The 17290-nt window shown below is 69.0% G+C and carries 17 protein-coding genes; 6 read left to right on the forward strand and 11 right to left on the reverse strand.

Annotated elements, in window-relative coordinates:
* Nucleotides 1-167 precede the first annotated feature (167 nt).
* Nucleotides 168-1967 (reverse strand): erythromycin esterase family protein, encoded by a 1800-nt coding sequence (locus tag VF584_19315; protein HEX8212333.1) that lies wholly within the window; start codon nucleotides 1965-1967, stop codon nucleotides 168-170.
* 317 nt (nucleotides 1968-2284) lie between these two features.
* Nucleotides 2285-2911 (reverse strand): TetR family transcriptional regulator C-terminal domain-containing protein, encoded by a 627-nt coding sequence (locus VF584_19320; protein HEX8212334.1) that lies wholly within the window; start codon nucleotides 2909-2911, stop codon nucleotides 2285-2287.
* Nucleotides 2912-3063: 152 nt separating this feature from the next.
* Between VF584_19320 and VF584_19325 the strand changes: the two genes are divergently transcribed.
* From VF584_19325 to VF584_19340, 4 genes are all read left to right on the forward strand, one after another.
* On the forward strand, nucleotides 3064-5469 hold the full coding sequence (locus VF584_19325; GenBank protein ID HEX8212335.1) for a response regulator: 2406 nt from the start codon (nucleotides 3064-3066) through the stop codon (nucleotides 5467-5469).
* 18 nt (nucleotides 5470-5487) lie between these two features.
* Nucleotides 5488-5886, forward strand: a complete 399-nt coding sequence (locus VF584_19330; protein HEX8212336.1) for a response regulator — start codon at nucleotides 5488-5490, stop codon at nucleotides 5884-5886.
* 66 nt (nucleotides 5887-5952) lie between these two features.
* Nucleotides 5953-6333, forward strand: a complete 381-nt coding sequence (locus tag VF584_19335; protein ID HEX8212337.1) for a hypothetical protein — start codon at nucleotides 5953-5955, stop codon at nucleotides 6331-6333.
* A 411-nt stretch (nucleotides 6334-6744) separates the two neighbouring features.
* Nucleotides 6745-7008: a hypothetical protein gene (locus VF584_19340; protein ID HEX8212338.1), complete on the forward strand. Its 264-nt coding sequence runs from the start codon at nucleotides 6745-6747 to the stop codon at nucleotides 7006-7008.
* Nucleotides 7009-7248: 240 nt separating this feature from the next.
* Here the strand turns inward: VF584_19340 and VF584_19345 are convergent, their stop codons facing one another.
* The 6 genes from VF584_19345 to VF584_19370 all read right to left on the reverse strand — a co-directional run bounded on the left by VF584_19345 (nucleotide 7249) and on the right by VF584_19370 (nucleotide 12052).
* Complete coding sequence (locus VF584_19345) at nucleotides 7249-7899, reverse strand: response regulator transcription factor (GenBank protein HEX8212339.1); 651 nt, start codon at nucleotides 7897-7899, stop codon at nucleotides 7249-7251.
* The gene (locus VF584_19350; protein HEX8212340.1) at nucleotides 7896-9044 is read right to left on the reverse strand and encodes a sensor histidine kinase; all 1149 of its coding nucleotides are present in this window, start codon (nucleotides 9042-9044) and stop codon (nucleotides 7896-7898) included. Before VF584_19350 ends, VF584_19345 begins: the two co-directional genes overlap by 4 nt.
* Nucleotides 9045-9255: 211 nt before the next feature.
* Nucleotides 9256-9885: a response regulator gene (locus VF584_19355; GenBank protein HEX8212341.1), complete on the reverse strand. Its 630-nt coding sequence runs from the start codon at nucleotides 9883-9885 to the stop codon at nucleotides 9256-9258.
* A gap of 21 nt (nucleotides 9886-9906) precedes the next feature.
* Entirely contained in the window at nucleotides 9907-10284 is a 378-nt protein-coding gene (locus VF584_19360; protein HEX8212342.1) for a response regulator, read from the reverse strand.
* 29 nt (nucleotides 10285-10313) lie between these two features.
* Nucleotides 10314-10688, reverse strand: a complete 375-nt coding sequence (locus VF584_19365; GenBank protein ID HEX8212343.1) for a response regulator — start codon at nucleotides 10686-10688, stop codon at nucleotides 10314-10316.
* 506 nt (nucleotides 10689-11194) lie between these two features.
* Complete coding sequence (locus VF584_19370; protein ID HEX8212344.1) at nucleotides 11195-12052, reverse strand: SDR family NAD(P)-dependent oxidoreductase; 858 nt, start codon at nucleotides 12050-12052, stop codon at nucleotides 11195-11197.
* Nucleotides 12053-12293: 241 nt separating this feature from the next.
* On the opposite strand from VF584_19370, the gene VF584_19375 reads away from it, so the two are divergent.
* Nucleotides 12294-13259 (forward strand): AraC family transcriptional regulator, encoded by a 966-nt coding sequence (locus VF584_19375; protein ID HEX8212345.1) that lies wholly within the window; start codon nucleotides 12294-12296, stop codon nucleotides 13257-13259.
* A 256-nt stretch (nucleotides 13260-13515) separates the two neighbouring features.
* On the opposite strand, the gene ahcY is transcribed toward VF584_19375, so the two are convergent.
* From ahcY to VF584_19390, 3 genes are all read right to left on the reverse strand, one after another.
* The gene (gene ahcY / locus VF584_19380) at nucleotides 13516-15063 is read right to left on the reverse strand and encodes an adenosylhomocysteinase (protein HEX8212346.1); all 1548 of its coding nucleotides are present in this window, start codon (nucleotides 15061-15063) and stop codon (nucleotides 13516-13518) included.
* Between the two features lie 2 nt (nucleotides 15064-15065).
* Nucleotides 15066-16013, reverse strand: coding sequence for a metalloregulator ArsR/SmtB family transcription factor (locus VF584_19385; protein ID HEX8212347.1), 948 nt, complete (start codon nucleotides 16011-16013; stop codon nucleotides 15066-15068).
* A 126-nt stretch (nucleotides 16014-16139) separates the two neighbouring features.
* Nucleotides 16140-16748 carry a DUF3011 domain-containing protein gene (locus VF584_19390; GenBank protein ID HEX8212348.1) on the reverse strand — a complete coding sequence of 203 codons (609 nt, stop codon included), beginning with the start codon at nucleotides 16746-16748 and terminating at the stop codon, nucleotides 16140-16142.
* A gap of 311 nt (nucleotides 16749-17059) precedes the next feature.
* Here VF584_19390 and VF584_19395 point away from each other — a divergent pair, with 311 nt between their 5' ends.
* On the forward strand, nucleotides 17060-17221 hold the full coding sequence (locus tag VF584_19395) for a hypothetical protein (protein HEX8212349.1): 162 nt from the start codon (nucleotides 17060-17062) through the stop codon (nucleotides 17219-17221).
* The last annotated feature ends 69 nt before the right edge of the window (nucleotides 17222-17290 follow it).

A 17290-nucleotide genomic window follows, 5' to 3' on the forward strand; every position in this document is an offset into this window, starting at 1 on the left:
GAAGTCGGGCCGAAACACCCGATGGAGCGCAAGGGCCGTGCGCGCGGAGAAGAACCTCAACCGCGCTTCACACAGAGACACAGAGGGAACCGCGAGGAAAGAAGAGGGCTCCGCCTGTTCCTCCGTGCCCTTTCCCTGCCCCTCTGCGTCTCCGTGCGAAACGGCAGTCAGGGGAGCGGGCGCGCGGCGGTGGTGCTGGGGACGTAGATCAGCGCATCGAACTCCGCCGCCACGCGAATGGGGCGGTAGCCGTAGTCCGCCGCCCTGCCGCCGATGCCTAGGAACGGGCGGGGCTCCGCGAGCCATCGTCCCCCGGCCGCATTGGAAGCTCCGCGCAGGTCCACGAGGGTGAGGGGTGCGCCGAGCGAGAACAGCTCGGCGGCCACCCCTCCGGCCGGCGGCGGCACCGGCGCGATGCGAAAGACGCCGTTCTGCCGCGTCCGCGCGTCGCGCGCCCAGGTGCTGAACGCGCTGTACTCCCCCTGCGCCGTGGTGAAGCCGAACGCGCGCACCTGCCCGGGGAGCAGACGCTCGAGGTAGGCGCCCATCCACTCCGGCGCGCGGGAGACGTGGCTGTTGTGCGCCCAGACCACGGCGCGCGTACCCGCCGGGCGCTGCGCCAGCGACCAGCGGATGTTGAGCGCCATCGCGCTGTCGCGCACGCGCATGGGCGTCGAGTTGCCGAGGCTGCTCGCCTGGTACGCGACCTCCGCGTTCTGCAGCGCCCAGGCGACGGCCGCGCTGTCGTCGCGGCTGCGGGCGCGCTCCAGGTACGCCGGAGCGCGCGCCCCCAGGTGCCGCCGCACCACGTCCGCGCTCGCCTGCCACCGGCCCACCGTGCTGTCCGGCCGGTCCGGGTAGGGGCCGGGGAGCCACGCCGCGCGCATGGCGCCGTACGCGCTGTCCGCTGCCGCCAGGAATGCGGGATCGCTGCGCCTGAGGAAAGCGAGCACGCTGTCGATGGGGAGCCGCGGGTCCTGCATGTCGTAGCCCACCACCTCCACGGGCCGCTTGCCGGAAGCGTTCCAGGCGCGCAGCCACTCCACCATCTCGAGCACTTCCTCCGTCTGCAGGATCTTGAAGAGCCCGGACATCGCCTCGCGCGCCGTGCCTTCGCCGGTGAGCACGTAGCGGTTCACCCGCTCGGTCTGCAGCTGGTTGGCCTCCAGCATCACGACGGCGAAGCCCATCCGCTCCACCAGGTGCTCGATCAGCTCGTGCTTGATCTGGTAGAACTCGCGCGTGCCGTGCGTCCCCTCCCCCAGCGACACCACGCGCGCGTCGCCCACGATGGCGCGGAACGGCTCCGTTCGCAGCGCGCCCTGCGAGCCGAGCGGCACGGCGCGGGACCGCAGCCACGCGCGCTCGGCCGCGGTGGCCCGCGCGGGCCCGGGCTCGGCCGTGATGCGCCTGCCGTCGACCTCCAGCGCCAGGTCGTCGAACCACGCGGTGCCGGTGCCGCTCACCTGCATCCCCACGCCCAGGTACACGGCGCCCGTGTCCAGCACCGTCTCCAGCGCCAGCCGCGTCCATCCGGTGGTGCCGCGCAGCCCCGCGCCCGGCATGCTGTCCACGCGGATCGTCTGGTAGCCGTCGCGCATCGTCTCCACCCGCAGCACCGCGGCGCCGCCCTGCAGCCGTTCCGTCCGCGCCCACCCCGTCACGCGAATGCGCCTCCCCGCCAGCCCCTTCGTGGACAGGTCGCTGGACCCGATCCAGGCCGCACCGGCCCGCGTGCGTTCGATGCGCAGGCTGCGGCGCCCGCCGCGGCGCACGATGCTGTCGATGCGCGCCTGCCGCTCCGCCGCGGGCGACTCCAGCTCGGGCGAATACCAGCCCCACGGAAACGCGGGGGCGGCGATCCCCGGCTGCTCCATGTCCAGGTTGAGCGGGCGCTGTCCGTGCGCCGCACCGGCAACCAGCATGGCGCACGCGACGAGCGCGAGGCAGCGTCCGGAGATTGGCATCAGTGTGTGGAGTGTGGGGGGATGCATGAGGCTGGCGGCGCATGCACTGTAAAGCGCAGTCCGGTGAGAATCAAAGAAAATCTACCGCGCCTCACACCATTCAGAGGACACCGGTGTGCATTCTGACCGGCTTGTCTCACGCGGAGGTGCACGGAGAGAACAACAGAGGAAAGCATCACACAGAGGCCACAGAGAGAACTGAAAGCCACGGAGAAAACCTTTTGCGGTTCTCTCTGTGGCTCTGTGTCTCTGTGTGAGCCATGCAGTCGCCGTTCTCTCCTGCCCCTCTGCGTTTCTGCCGTGCCGGCGTTGCGGCCCTACACCACGGCCGCGGCCGGCTGTGGCTCCGCGAGGCGCGTGGTGAAGCCGCGCACGGCGGCCAGGTACGCGTCCATGTCGAAGTGCTCCGGGGCGATCATCCCCTGCACCGCGCACCCCTGCAGCCAGCTCACGGCGACCGCCGCCATCGCATCCGCGCTCACCCCCCGGAAGGCGGCCGGCTCGGACGCGAGAAGCTCCTCCATCATCACGCGGAACGCACCGCGGTGGCGCTCCAGCTCGGCGCTGATGCGCGCGCGCACCTCGTCGTCGTTGGTGCCGCGCGCCCAGTACTCGAAGAAGAGGCGCGTGTGCTTCCGCTGCTCCAGCAGCCGCGCCAGCTCCCCCTGGAGGACGGCGTGCAGCCGGTCGAGCGCGCCGGGGATGCGGGCGACCTCGGGGGGCACGTGCAGCACCGCGGTCGTGGCGATGAGCCATTCCAGGAGCTCCAGCACCAGCCGCTCCTTTCGCTGGAAGTAGAACACGACCAGCGAATGGCTGAGCTTCGCCTCGGCGGCCACGGCGCGGATCGTCAGGCCGCCGATCCCCTCGCGCGATGCCACCTCGAAGCTCGCCTGCAGGATCTGCTCGCGCCGCACGTCCTCGGAAGCTCTCTCGCCCGGCATCTATCCCCTTTGTCCTTCGACGGTTTCGTCTTGTTGACCAATCGTACAATATAGAGTAGCTTACATTAACCATCCGGTCAACAAATCAGCTCCTCCGCATCCGCGCTCCGCCAGGCGCGGCGCGGTGCCACCCGCTCCCAGGCAGGCGCAACATGGCCGCACAGCGCACTTCCGGCCCCGTAGCCACCGCGGCGCCGCGGGTGGAGGAGATCGAGACGTACGCGCGCGACATCGTGGACACCGTCCGCGAGCCGCTGCTGATGCTGGACACCGCGTTACGGGTGCGCAGCGCCAACAGCGCGTTCTACAAGACGTTCGGCGTCACGTGCGAGGAAACCGAGAACCTGCCGATCTACGAGCTCGGCAACGGGCAGTGGGACATCCCCGCGCTGCGCACCCTGCTGGAAGAGGTGATGAGCACCGGCTCCGTCTTCAACGACTTCGAGCTGGAGCACACCTTCCCCGTCATCGGGCAGCGGGTGATGGTGCTGAACGCGCGCAAGCTGCGCCCCGGGAGCCACGCCGACCGCCTGGTGCTCGCCATCGAAGACGTCACCGAGCGCCGCGCCACCCAGGCGAGCCTCAGGGCCATCGAGTCGTATGCGCAGGACATCGTCGACACGGTGCGCAAGCCGCTCCTGATCTTGGATCCGGGGCTGCGGGTGCGCAGCGGCAACCGTGCCTTCTACGAGACCTTTGCCGTCGCCGCCGCGGAAACCGAGGGGCGGCGGATCTACGAGCTGGGCAACGGCCAGTGGAACGTCCCGGCGCTGCGCACCCTTCTAGAAGAGATCATCCCGCGCAGCTCCGTTTTCAACGACTTCGAGCTGGAGCACGACTTTCCCGCGATCGGGCGGCGCGTGATGCTGCTCAACGCGCGCAAGCTCAAGGCGGGAGACCACGACGAGCTCCTGGTGCTGGCGCTGGAGGACGTCACGGAGCGGCGGCGCACCGAGCAGGAGGTGGTCAACGCCCGCGAGGCCGCCGAGAGCGCCAACCGCACCAAGAGCCTCTTCCTGGCGAACATGAGCCACGAGCTGAGGACGCCGCTCAACGCCATCCTCGGCTACTCGGAGATGCTCCACGAAGAGGCCGTGGAGCGCGGTCTGCTGGACTTCACCGCGGACCTGGACAAGATCGGCACGGCGGGGAAGCACCTCCTCGCCCTCATCAACGACATCCTCGACCTTTCCAAGATCGAGGCCGGCAAGATGGAGCTGTTCCTGGAGAGCTTCGACCTGGCCGAGCTGATCCACGAGATCACCTCCACCATGGGGCCGATCGTGCGGACCAACTCCAACACGCTGCGCGTGGAGCTGGCTCCCCGGCTGGGCGTGATGCACGCGGACCAGATGAAGGTGCGCCAGGCGCTCTCCAACCTCCTGTCCAACGCGGTCAAGTTCACGCACGGCGGCACCGTCACCGTCAACGCGCGGCGCGAGCGGATGGACGGGCGGGAGTGGGTGCTGTTCCAGGTGACGGATACGGGCGTGGGGATGAGCGCCGAGCAGATCGTGAAGCTCTTCCAGGACTTCACCCAGGCGGACGCCTCCACCACGCGCAGGTTCGGCGGCACCGGGCTGGGGCTGGCCCTCACCCGCCGCTTCTGCCAGATGATGGGCGGCGACGTCACGGTGCGCAGCGTGCCGGGCGAGGGGAGCACGTTCACCATCAAGCTCCCCGCCGTCATACGCGCCGCGGACCCGGAGCCCGTCCTCGCCCTGGCGCCCAGCGAGTGGCGCGGCAAGGGCGACGCGCTTCCATCCGGCGCGAGCTGCGTCCTGGTGATCGACGACGACCCGGTGCAGCGCGACCTGATGCAGCGCTTCCTGGGGAGGGAGGGGTTCCGCGTCCTGGTGGCGGATGGCGGCGAGGAAGGGCTCCGCCTTGCGCGGGAGATGCAGCCGGTCGCCATCACGCTGGACGTGATGATGCCCGGGATGGACGGCTGGGCCGTGCTCGCGGCGCTCAAGGCCGACCCGGCGGTGCGCAACATCCCCGTGGTGATGCTCACCATGGTGGACGATCCCAACCGGGGCTTCACGCTGGGGGCCGCCGCGTACGCCACCAAGCCGGTGAACCGCGGACGCCTTTCACGGCTCCTGCGCAAGCACTCCAGCGCCGACGTGCAGGGCGGCGTGCTGGTGGTGGACCACGACGACGCGGCGCGCGCGCTGCTGCGCACCATGCTGGAGGCGGAAGGCTGGACGGTGCGCGAAGCGGAGAACGGAAGGGTGGCGCTGGAGCGGATGGAGGAGGAGCGCCCCCGGCTGATCCTGCTGGACCTGCTGATGCCCGAGATGGACGGATTCGAATTCCACGAGCGGGTGCGCCAGCACCCCGACTGGCGCTCCGTGCCCGTGGTGGTGGTGACGTCGCACGACCTCACCCGCGAGGAGCGCCGGCGGCTGAACGGCTACGTGGAGACGATCGTCCGCAAGGCTGGCGACTCGCCCGACGCGCTCCTTCACCGGGTGTGCGAACTGCTCGGCGGCTTCGGCGCCGAGCGCCCCCTGATCACCCGGACCGGAGGAGAGAGGCGCGCGCTCCCCGCGTGAGCCCTCTTCAGTGACGATATGCCCAAGATCCTGCTGGTGGAAGACAACGAGATGAACCGCGACATGCTGTCGCGGCGGCTGGAGCGGAAAGGATTTCAGGTGCTCCTGGCGCTGGACGGCGCCGCCGGAGTGGAGATGGCCAGGTCGCACGCGCCCGACCTTGTGCTGATGGACATGAGCCTCCCGGTGCTCGATGGGTGGGAGGCGACGCGCCGGCTGAAGGGGGACGCGGCCACCCGCCACGTCCCGGTGATCGCCCTCACCGCGCACGCCATGTCCCGCGATCGGGCCAAGGCGCTGGAAGCCGGCTGCGACGACTACGACACCAAGCCGATCGACCTGCCGCGCCTGCTCGTCAAGATCGAGACGCTCCTGTCCGGCAGCGGCGCCCCGCCCGTCTCCGAAGCCGCGCCGTGACCCGCGTCGCAGCCCTGCCACCTTCCCGCTCGTAGCGGCCCCACCTCCCCTCCCCAAAGGATCATCATGGCGACGAATCTGTGCTCCCGGTGCGGCTGTGCCGGCGTGGCGGGCTGGTGTGAAGCGTGCCAGCGGCGGATCGCCGCGGCGCCGGAGTACCGCATCGAGAAGCGCTCCACGAGCCGCCACCCGCGCCGCTGGTTCGTGCGGCGCAGGCACCTGCACAAGACCGCCGCGCTGATGAGCCTCGTCGTCCCCGGAGCGGGGCAGGTGTACAAGGGGCGGGTGGTGATCGGCATCGCCTGGTTCCTCGTGGTCGCCGGCTGCTACTGGATGGTGGGGCTCCCCGCCCTCCTGGTGCACCTGATGTGCGTGGTCATGGCCGGCTCCGCCGCTCGCGTCGTTCGTCTCCCCTTCCTGTACGACGGCGCCGGCTGGACGAAGTAGCGGAGAGCTCCGTTTCATCCAGGAAAAGCGCCCCGGCTCGCAGTGAGCCGGGGCGCTCGTCGTTCGGAGAGGAAACCGGTGTGCATTCTCGCAGAGGCGCAGAGACGCAGGGAGAGAACGACAGAGAAAAGCCTCACACAGAGGGCACAGAGAGAACTGCGAGCCACAGAGAAAACCTTTTTGCTGTTCTCTCTGTGGCTCTGGGTCTCCGTGTGAGCCATGCAGTTGCAGTTCTCCCCTGCGTCTCTGCGTGAGAACATTTCCTCCGATGCATACCGACTCGCGAGAAACGGAATGAGATCCGGCGGGCCCGGTCCGGTTGTAGAATGTGAGCGTGCCTTTCCGCGCCCCGCCGGTCCCCCCACCGCTCCCCGAGGCACCCCGATGAACGGGAACAATTCTGCAGGATGGATGGAGCTGCCGGCTCGAGGTCCGGATGCCGACGTCCAGCTGATCCGCACCCTCGTCCGCGCGGTAGCGCAGGCGACCGCGGAGTACATCGGGGATGGCAGGGACGAGCACGTCCTCAGCATTGCGCCCGGATGCCGCTGCGAAGTCTGGAAGGCGCGCCATAAGATCGCCGCCGCCGTCGCCGCCGATGCGGAAGCCGAGGCCGAGGACGACCCCGACTCCCCGCTCTCGCAGCTCCTCGCCCTCCTCCACGCGCACCGCTGAGCGTAGCGGAGCTGGACGGGGAAATGGTCTCACGCAGAGGCGCAGCGAGAGAACGACAGAGAAAAGCCTCACACAGAGGCCACAGAGAGAACTGCAAGCCACAGAAACCCTTTTGCTGTTCTCTCTGTGTCTCTGTGTCTCTATGTCTCTGTGTCTCTGTGTCTCTGTGTGAGCCATGCGGTTGCAGTTCACGGAGCGGGCGGCCACCTGGCCGCCCGCTCTGTCTCCAGGAACTCTCGGTCAGCTCTCCGCGAGCCATCCGCGGCTGAGCGCGTACCGTACCATCTCGGTGCGGGTGCGCAGCCCGAGCTTCTCGGTGATGCGCGCCTTGTAGGTCTCCACCGTCTTGGTGCTGATCTCCAGGGTGGCGGCGATCTCCTTGTTGCTCTGCCCCCAGGCGATCGCCCGCAGAACCGCCTCCTCGCGCTCGCTCAGCGCGGCGGAGGGGAAGGTGAACGAATCCGAAGCGCGGCGCGAGCCGCGCAGGAGGTTGCCGGCCAGGCCGGGGTCCACGTAGGTACCGCCTTCGGCCACCATGCGGATGGCGCGGACGAGCTCGTCGGCGGCGGCGCGCTTCAGCACGTATCCCGCCGCCCCGGCATCCAGGAGCCGCGTCAGGTGGCCGCGGTCGTCAAAGGAGGTCAGCACCAGCACCTTCACCTCCGGAAGCTCGCGGGAGAGGCGCGTGGTGGCCTCGGCGCCGCCCAGCACGGGCATCGAGAGGTCCATCACCACCACGTCCGGCTTCAGCTCCCGTGCCCGCGCGATCGCCTCCTCGCCATTGCGCGCCTCGCCCACGATCTCGATGCCGCGGCTCGCCTCCAGCATCGCCTTCATCCCGGCGCGCACCACCTCGTGGTCGTCGGCCAGTACGATGCGCACCGCGCTCATCGCGCGGGGCCGGCGCCCGGCGCGGCCTCGCCGGCCGGGACGCGCGCGCGGATGAAGAGGCAGGTGCCCGCGCCCGGCGACGACTCGATCTCCAGCGTCCCGCCCAGCCGCGCCACGCGCTCGCGCATCCCGCGCAGACCCAGCCGCCGCGCCTTGTCTGGAGAGGTGAGAACCGCCTCCGGGTCGAACCCGACTCCGTCGTCTTCCATGATGATGGAGAGGTTTTCGCCCCGGCGCTCGAGCACCAGGCTCACGCGCGAGGCCCGGGCGTGCTTCGACACGTTGGTGAGACCCTCCTGCGCCACGCGGTAGAGCATGGTCTCGACCTCGGCGGGGAACCGCTCGCCGGCGATCCCGATGCTCTGCAGATCCGCCTCGACGCCGTTCCGCGCCGACCATTCGTGCAGCAGGCTCTCCAGCGCCGCCGGAAGCCCCAGCGTGTCCAGCGCCGGCGGGCGCAGGTCGAGGGCGAGCTGCTGCACCTCGCGCGCGATGCGGTCCGCCAGCTTCTCCAGCTCCACGATCCGCTCGGACTGCTCCGCGGAGGTGGACTCGTGCTGGAGGCCGCGCAGCCCCAGCAGCAGCGCCGTCACCAGCTGCCCCATCTGGTCGTGGAGCTCGCGCGACAGGCGGAGGCGCTCTTCCTCCTCCGCGATGGCGAGCTGCCGCAGGAGAGAGGTGCGCTCCTCCTCGATGGTTCCCACGGTGATCTGCCCCATCAGCAGCGGCACGCGGTTCAGCCGCCCGAAGACCCGCCCCACACCCTTGACGTCCGGCACGCCCGGGTAGTCGTCCAGCCAGCGGAGCGCGGCGGCATCCAGCAGCCGCGCCAGCTCGTCGAACTCGCGGATGATCTCCTGCACGTCGAACCCCTGCCCCCGCCGCAGATTGGCGATGTCCCGCATCTCGTCGGTCACCACCTTCTCGGCGGTGAGCTTCTCCTGGTCTGGCACGAGCAGGAAATCCGCCGCCCTGGCCAGGACGACGGGGATGTGGTCCAGCAGGTCGTTGTGAGGCAGAACGCGGCGCGGGTCCAGGTCGAGCTGCGCGGACAGCGTGTCGACCCAGTCCCGCGTGATCAGGTTGCGGTCGGCGACGAGCCGGTTCGCCGCGAACTGCTCAAAGGTGGGAGCGGGCTGGTTCATGTCCCCTCGAAACGAGGGCGGGGAGCGACCTCTGCCGGCTTGCGAGGTCAGAGAACCGGATCGCCGGGGAGGGGGCTCCCCTTGGAAGAAGTTCGGTGGTCCCGAAGAAGAAAGCGAAGGGGGCGCAAGCTGCGCCTTTCCAACAAGATAGCGGATGGCGACACTCTGGGCAATGCGGCACTCGGGCCGCGCGCCGCCGCGCGGCCCTGAATCACTCCGCGTGCACCGGCGCCGGCCCCAGCAGGCGTCCGATCACGGAGAGCAGCTCCGCGGGCGCGCACGGCTTCGGCAGCACCTCGGCGCATCCGATGGCGAGCGCCTGGCTGCGCGTCTCCGGGGTGACGGCCGCGGTTAGAAGCACCACCGGCACCGGCTCCGCCTGCTGGATCCGCATGCGCGCCACCGTGCGGAGCGCCGCGTCCATGTACGGCCCCGGGTCGAAGACGATCAACCGCGGGGTGAGCTCCGCATCGGCCGGGAAGTCGGAAGAGCTTCCCGCTTCCAGCACCGGGTAGCCGCTCGTCCGCAGGAGCTCGCCCAGCGCCGCACGCGAGCGCTCCTGCAAATCGACGACGAGGATCGGGGACACCCCGGCCGCGGCGCGCTCCTCGCGCTCGGAGGACCGCTCGAACGTGGCGACCCACGTGTCCGTCGGCAGGTCGACCACCACCGCCCTTGCCGTGCCGCCCTCTCCCGCGCCGGCTTCCAGGGAGTCGAGCTCCTGGAGCGACTGGCGAAGGAAGTCTTCCGCCTGTTGCAGCCGCAGGTCGAATCGCTCCCTGCGATCGTGCGACAGCGGGAGCGCGACTTCAAACCGGGTCTCTCTTGCGGTGTCGTCCATGGCTGGGTCTCGCTCCCTCGGCTATTGGCGGTGCGCGGGTGCTTCGTGCGAAATCGAGCCGAGCCGGGACTCGATCTCGCTCAGCACGCGGCGCGGGGTTACAGGCTTGGTAAGGAACCCGTCGAAGCTCAGGCCACCGGCGCGCGCGCGATCCGAGGGCAGCGCGTTCGCGGTGAGCGCCACGATCGGGATGTGCCGGGTGCGCGCATCCGCCTTCAGGATGCGAGTCGCTTCCCAGCCGTCCAGCACCGGAAGCGACAGGTCCATCAGGATCAGATCGGGGCTGTGCTGGCGCGCGGAGCGAACGGCGCTCTCCCCGTCGCCGCACTCGGCTACGGAGAACCCCGCGTGCAGCAGGGCCGTCCGGTAGATGATCCGGCTGTCCTCGTGATCGTCCACCAGCAGGACGCGCTTCGATGGGCAGGCGTTCAAACGGCCACACCCAGAAGCGACTGGATGCGCGACGTGATCAGCTCCGGAGCGCACGGCTTCTGCAGGACGTCGTCGCAGACCGCATGCATGCGCTCCCGCTTCACCAGCGACTCGCAGCCGGTCAGCGCCACGATGCGCAGCGCGGCGGCCGGCACGTGCGCCCGCAGCGACTCGGCGGTTTCGATTCCATCGAGCACGGGCATGTTGATGTCCATCAGCACCAGGTCGGGACGGTACCGGTGCACGTGCAGGATCGCCTCGCCGCCATGCGCCGCCGCGATGACGCGGTAGCCGCACTCCACGAGGAAAGCGACGTAGGCCTCGCGGGTGGGAGCGTGATCTTCCACGACCAGGATCGTCTTTGCATGCATCGCCGGCGCTCTCCGCTGCAAGTAAGCCTTTGCGAACATTGTGCTTATATAGTAAACACGAGCGACGCGGCGCAGTATCGGGAGTGACGGAGGCGCGTGTGGTGGAATCCCCTGACACGACGAACCTTCCGCAGCATCTACCAAGCTGGGCTGTGGACACTGATACCATTTAGAGGAAACCGGTGTGCATTCTGACCGGCTTGTCTCACGCAGAGGCACAGAGACGCAGGACGAGAACAACAGAGAAAAGCGTCACACAGAGGCCACAGAAGGAACTGAAAGCCACAGAGAAAACCTTTTGCGGTTCTCTCTGTGGCTCTGTGTCTCTGTGTGAGCCATGCAGTTGCAGTATGACGGATGGTATGAAAGAGCGGGCGGCCACCGGGCCGCCCGCTTCGTCTTCTCTCGATCAGAGTTGGTCCAGAAAGACCGCCGTGACCGTCATCGCGCCGAGCAGGCTGGTCTCCCCGCGATGACCGGGACGCGTCCGCTGTTCTGATCGGTGCTCATGCCGCGGTCTCCTCCTCGCCAAACGCCAGCGACGTCGAGAGCGGCCGGTTGGACTCGATGTCCGCCTGCAGGTCGGCGATCTTCTGCTCCGCGGTGCTGATGGCATCGGCCCCGGCAAGGAAGCGGCGTGGCGGCGGCTGCTGGCTCGCGATGGTGAGGAGCGCCTGCGCCAGCTTCGCCGGGTCGCCCGCCTGCTGCCCGTGCGTCCCCTTCCACGCGGCGATCAGCGGCCCGCGGCGCGCGTCGTAATCCGCGATCGACGGCTCGGCGTAGCGTGTCGACTGCTCCGACAGGAGCTCCGTGCGGAAGAAGCCCGGGTTCACGATGGTCGTGTGGATGCCAAAGGGTGCGACCTCGACGCGAAGCGCCTCCATCCACCCTTCGAGGCCGAACTTCGACGCGGCGTACGCACTAGTGAACTCGACGCCGGAGGCGAGCCCCGCAGTCGACGAGATCGTGATGACGTGCCCCGCACCCTGGCGGCGCATCACCGGCAGCACGGCGCGGGTGACGTTCATCGGCCCGACGAGGCTCGTGGCGAGCTGCCGCTCTACCTGTTGGGGCGTCATTTCCTCGAAGTACCCCGCCTCGAAGCTGGCGGCGTTGTTGACCAGGACGTCGATGCGGCCGAACCGCTCGACGGCGGCCTGCACGGCCGCCTCGGCCTCGGTGAGGCTGGTGACGTCAAGGCGGACGACCAGCAAGTCGTCCGAAGTTCCCAGCGCCTGCGTCACGGCGTCCGGGCTCCGGCCAGCAGCCACCACCGCGTCGCCCGCTGCCAGCGCCGCCCTGGCGAAGTCGGCGCCCATGCCACGGCCGGCGCCGGTGATGAACCATATCTTCTTGGTAGTCATGCGATCTCCCTGTTGTCGACACCCGGTCGGTGTCGCGCTCATCCGAGCTGACTGCATCTGGCGGCGACGGTTTCACCGTTGCCTGTCCAACGGCAAGAAAGGTAGCCTTCGATGTCCACGGGGGCTCTGCCCGATCGTGGATGATTCTTGCCTGATCCTCCAATCCGCTGGAACCGGGCTCGGTCCGGGTGTACTGTCCGGGCATTGGAAGAGGTCGTCCATCCAACAGGAGTCCGCGGCGATGACGTTGCAGAGCCGGGAGCCGGACACGCCACTCGCAAGGGAGCCGGAGGAGATCCGGATGGACACGCTCCGCCGGGAGCTCGTGGCGTTGCTCGAGCGGCGGACGGGCTCCGATGGCATGCATCCAACGGCGATCCCTGGCCTCAAGCTCTACCGGTTCTCACACCCGACGGAGCCGGCCCACACGATGCAGGAGGCCGCGGTGTACGTGGTGGTCCAGGGCCGTAAACAGGTGACCCTCGGCGACGCCACGTACCTCTACGATCCGTCGCGGTACCTCGCGGCCTCGGTGGAGCTGCCGGTGGTGAGCAGCGTCCTGGAGGCGAGCCCGGATGCGCCCTACCTCTGCATGACCCTGGCGGTGGACCCGCGCGAGCTCGCGGCGCTCATCGTGGAGTCGGGGAGGCCGGCGCCGTCCGACGCGCACGACGGGCGGGCGCTGTACGTGAGCCCGCTCACCGCTCCGCTGCTCGATGCATTCCTCCGGCTGGTGCGGTTGCTGGACGCGCCGGACGACGCCGCCGTGCTGACCCCGCTCGTGCTGCGCGAGATCGCGTACCGGCTGCTGCAGGGCGAACAGTTCGGGCGGCTCGCCCAGATGGCCATCGGGGAGGGGCGCCTTCGCCGGGTCTCCGGCGCGATCGGGTGGATCAACGAGCACTTCGCGGAGCCGCTGCAGATCGAGGCGCTCGCCAGGCGGGTGCACATGAGCCCTTCGGCGCTGCACCAGCACTTCAAGGCTACGACGGCGATGAGCCCGCTGCAGTACCAGAAGCGGCTGCGGCTGCAGGAGGCCCGCCGCCGTCTGCTGTCGGGGGCGCCGAGCGCCGACTCGGTGGCGTATGAGGTGGGGTACGCGAGCGCCTCGCAGTTCAGCCGCGAGTACGCGCGGCTCTTTGGCCGGCCGCCGCGCCGGGACGCCGAGCAGGCGCGCCACACCGCCGTCAATGGAACGCTTGCCTGATCCATGATGCGGCTCGGCGGATGGGCGCAGAGACGTAGGGAGAGAACAACAGAAAAGCCTCACACAGAGGCCACAGAAGGAACTGAAAGCCACAGAGAAACCCTTTTGCTGTTCTCTCTGTGGCTCTGTGTCTCTGTGTGAGCCATGCAGTTGCAGTTCTCTCCCCTGCGTCTCCGCGCCTCGCGTGAGACCGACAAGACAGAGCGGGCGGCCACTTTGGCCGCCCGCTCTTTGTGGTGCATCGGTCCGGAGCCGCTTAGTAGCGGTAGTGCTCCGGCTTGTACGGCCCCTCCACCGGCACGCCGATGTACGCGGCCTGGCTCTCGGTGAGCTGGGTGAGCTTCACGCCCAGCTTGTCCAGGTGCAGGCGCGCCACCTTTTCATCCAGCACCTTGGGAAGCGTGTACACCTTGCGCTCGTACTTGCCCGAGTTCTGGTGAAGCTCGATCTGCGCCATCACCTGGTTGGTGAAGGAGGCGCTCATCACGAAGCTCGGGTGGCCCGTGGCGCAGCCCAGGTTCAGCAGGCGCCCCTCGGCCAGCATCATCACGCTGTGCCCGTCCGGAAAGACGTACTCGTCGTACTGCGGCTTGATGTTGATCCGCTCGATGCCGCGCTTCTTGAGCCCGGCCATGTCGATCTCGTTGTCGAAGTGGCCGATGTTGCCGACGATGGCCTTGTCCTTCATGCGCGCCATGTCGTCCACGGTGATGATGTTCTTGTTCCCCGTGGCGGTGATGAAGATGTCCGCGGTCGCCACCACCTCGTCCAGCGTCGTCACCTGGTACCCTTCCATCGCGGCCTGCAGCGCGCAGATGGGATCGATCTCGGTGATGATGACGCGGGCGCCCTGGCCGCGCAGCGCCTGCGCGCACCCCTTGCCCACGTCGCCGTAGCCAAAGATCACCGCCACCTTGCCGGCCAGCATCACGTCAGACGCGCGCAGGATGCCGTCGGTGAGCGAGTGGCGGCAGCCGTACAGGTTGTCGAACTTGCTCTTGGTGACCGAGTCGTTGACGTTGATCGCCGGAAAGAGCAGCTCTCCCGCTTCCATCATCTGGTAGAGGCGGTGCACACCGGTCGTCGTCTCCTCGCTCACGCCGCGCAGGTCGGCGGCCACGCGCGTCCAGCGCTGCGGGTCCTTGGCGATCTCCTGGCGCAGGAGCCCCAGGATGACGCCCCACTCCTCCGCCTCGTTCTCCTCGTCGAAGCCGGGCACCACGCCCGTCTTCTCGTACTCCACGCCCTTGTGCACCAGCAGGGTGGCGTCGCCGCCGTCGTCTAGGATCAGGTTGGGGCCGCTGCCGTCGGGCCACATCAGCGCGGCCTCGGTGCACCACCAGTACTCCTCCAGCGTCTCGCCCTTCCAGGCGAAGACCGGCACGCCCTGCGGGTTCTCAACCGTCCCGTTCTTGCCGACGACGACGGCCGCGGCCGCGTGGTCCTGCGTGCTGAAGATGTTGCAGGAGACCCAGCGCACGTCGGCGCCCAGCTCCACCAGCGTCTCGATGAGCACGGCGGTCTGCACCGTCATGTGCAGCGAGCCCATGATCCTGGCGCCGGCCAGCGGGCTCTGCCCCTCGTACTCCTTGCGGAGCGCCATCAGCCCCGGCATCTCGAACTCGGCCAGGCGGATCTCGTTGCGCCCGAACTCGGCCAGCGCGAGGTCGCGGACCTTGAAGGGTGGGCGGCCGGCTTCCTGCGCGGCGGCGAAGGGGTGGACCATCTCGGCGACTGCGCTCACGGTGTTCTCCTGGTTGGTGGGTACGGCGAACTGCACGTTGTTGTCGATCGGGTGCTGCACGTCTATTCCGGCTTCCGCGCGGACGCGGCGAAGAGCGACGGCCCCTTTGCCGACGGATCGGCGGGGAGCGGCACGTAGCGCGGCGACTCGAACCCCGCGGCGCCCAGCCAGCGCGCCATCTGCTCGGCGCCGAAGCCCTGCCACACGTGCCCCATGGTGTGGCGGAACTCCTCGCGGTCGTGCGGCATCATGTCCACCACCGCCAGCCGGCCGCCGGGGCGCAGCGCGCGAAAGGCTTCGGCCAGCGCGGCCTCGGGCTCGGCCAGGTAGTGGAGGACGAGCGACGCGACCGCCGCATCCAGCTCGCCGTCCGCCACCGGGAGCGACTCCAGCTCGCCGGCGCGCACCTCCACGTTCTCCGCGGGGGCCAGCCGCGCGCGCGCCGCCTCCAGCATCGCGGCGGACGCATCCACCGCCACCACCCGCTCCACGAACGGGGCCAGCGCCTCGGACAGCCGCCCGGTGCCGCACCCCAGGTCCCCCACCGTCCACCCGTCGGCCAGCAGGGCAAAGAGCCCCACCAGGTCCGTGCGCTCGCCAAAGAGCTCGGCGCGCAGGCGGTCCCACTGGCCGGCGGAGGTGGAGAAGAAGGCCCGCGACGTCGTGGTGCGCTGAGCGAGCACGCTGCGCAGGCGCCCCGCGTCGTGCTCCGCGGCAGGGAGGGTGGCCACCTGGTCCCGCACCATCCGCCAGAGCCCGAGTGCGGAGGGGTCCAGCGCGTCCGCGGCCATCCGGTAGCGGCGGCTCGTCCCCTCGGCGCGCGAGCTGACCCACCCGTCGTCGGCCAGCAGCTTGAGGTGCCGGCTCACGGTGGATTGCGGAAGCTGGAGCACCGCGCACGCCTCCCCCACCGTCAGCTCGTGCCGCTCCAGCAGGAGCAGGATGCGGCTGCGCGTCGTATCGGCCAGCGCCGACATGCGATCGAAGATCGCGGGGGTGGCGTTGCTCATCTATCCGTTCATCCGGCTGGAAAGATAAAGCAACGGCGCGCTCCCGGCAAGCGCGGGGTTTTCATGAAAGACGAAAGGCCGCCCCGCGTAGTGCGGGACGGCCTTTCCGAACGTGTCCTGGTCTTCCTATCGACGCCGGTCGACGCGGATGTCGAGGACGCGGCCGCTGGTGCTCACGATGCAGCGTCCGTCGGCGCGGTTGGCGTCCCAGCGCACGACGAGGTTGCCTGCGCGGTCCCTGCCGCGGTAGTCGGCCCTCACGTCCGAGCGGCGGATGTTGCGGAACCGCTCGCCCACCGCGCTCCGGCAGACGCGCTCCGCCCGCTCCTCGACCGCGCGGCGCGCGCGGGGGTCATAGCGGTTGTCACGGTCATCGTAGCGTCCATCACGGCCATCGTAGCGTCCGTCGCGACCTTCATAGCGGCCGTCCCCGCGGTCGCTGCCACCCCACTGCCCGCCTCCGTACGTGGTCCCGACCGCGAACTGCGCGCGGCACCCCTGCGACACCCAGATCCCGCTCCTGTCCGTGCCCCAGCTTCGCCCGCTCTCGCACCGCGACTCGCTGAGCTGGCGAACGAGGCGCACGCCGCCGCGCGTGTCCGCGGCGCAGTAGGCGCGGTCGTGCCCCCTGGACTCGCAGGTGATGATGTTCTGAGCCTCCGCCCCGCTCGGGCTGAGGGCGAGAAGGCCCGCGATCGCGAGCGACGACAGTGCCAGCGCTGCTTTGCGAATCATGAGTACCTCTGCTGCGTTGGATGGTAGCGAGATGCGGGTCGTGGTTCCCACGGGTCGCCCGGCACCTCTTCCATCCATCCACAAGGCAAGGGCCAAACCGCGCCAAGCTGATTGCGCCGAATGCATTCCATCTTGTTAAAACACAACGAGTTGCACGTATACAACCGGGACGCCGTAACTTGGCAGACGATCGCGCTCTGTCCTCCGGACCGGCCATTCCCGCGCCAGACGGGAGGACGACGCCGCATCGCTCACCCGGATGGTATCCCAGTTGCTAGACCCGTTGCAGCACGCTTAACCAAAGGAGAGGCATGAACGACGAACCGCAGGTCAATCTTCGTCTTCCCACGGAGGCGGAAGTAGAGGTAGAGGAGATGCGCCGCATGTTCAATAAAGCCTGGGATTCCCTCTCGTCTGACGAGCAGGCGGAGCTTCGGCAAGAGCGTGAAGACTGGCTCGCCGTGCGGTGGTGAAGGCAGGCGCAACACGGCCTCGCGAATAGGCGCGCGTAGTTCTGGCACGCGGCGCGCGGGCATCGTAGA

Origin of the sequence: Longimicrobium sp. (assembly GCA_036389135.1) — a bacterium.
In the GTDB taxonomy this organism is placed as follows: domain Bacteria; phylum Gemmatimonadota; class Gemmatimonadetes; order Longimicrobiales; family Longimicrobiaceae; genus Longimicrobium.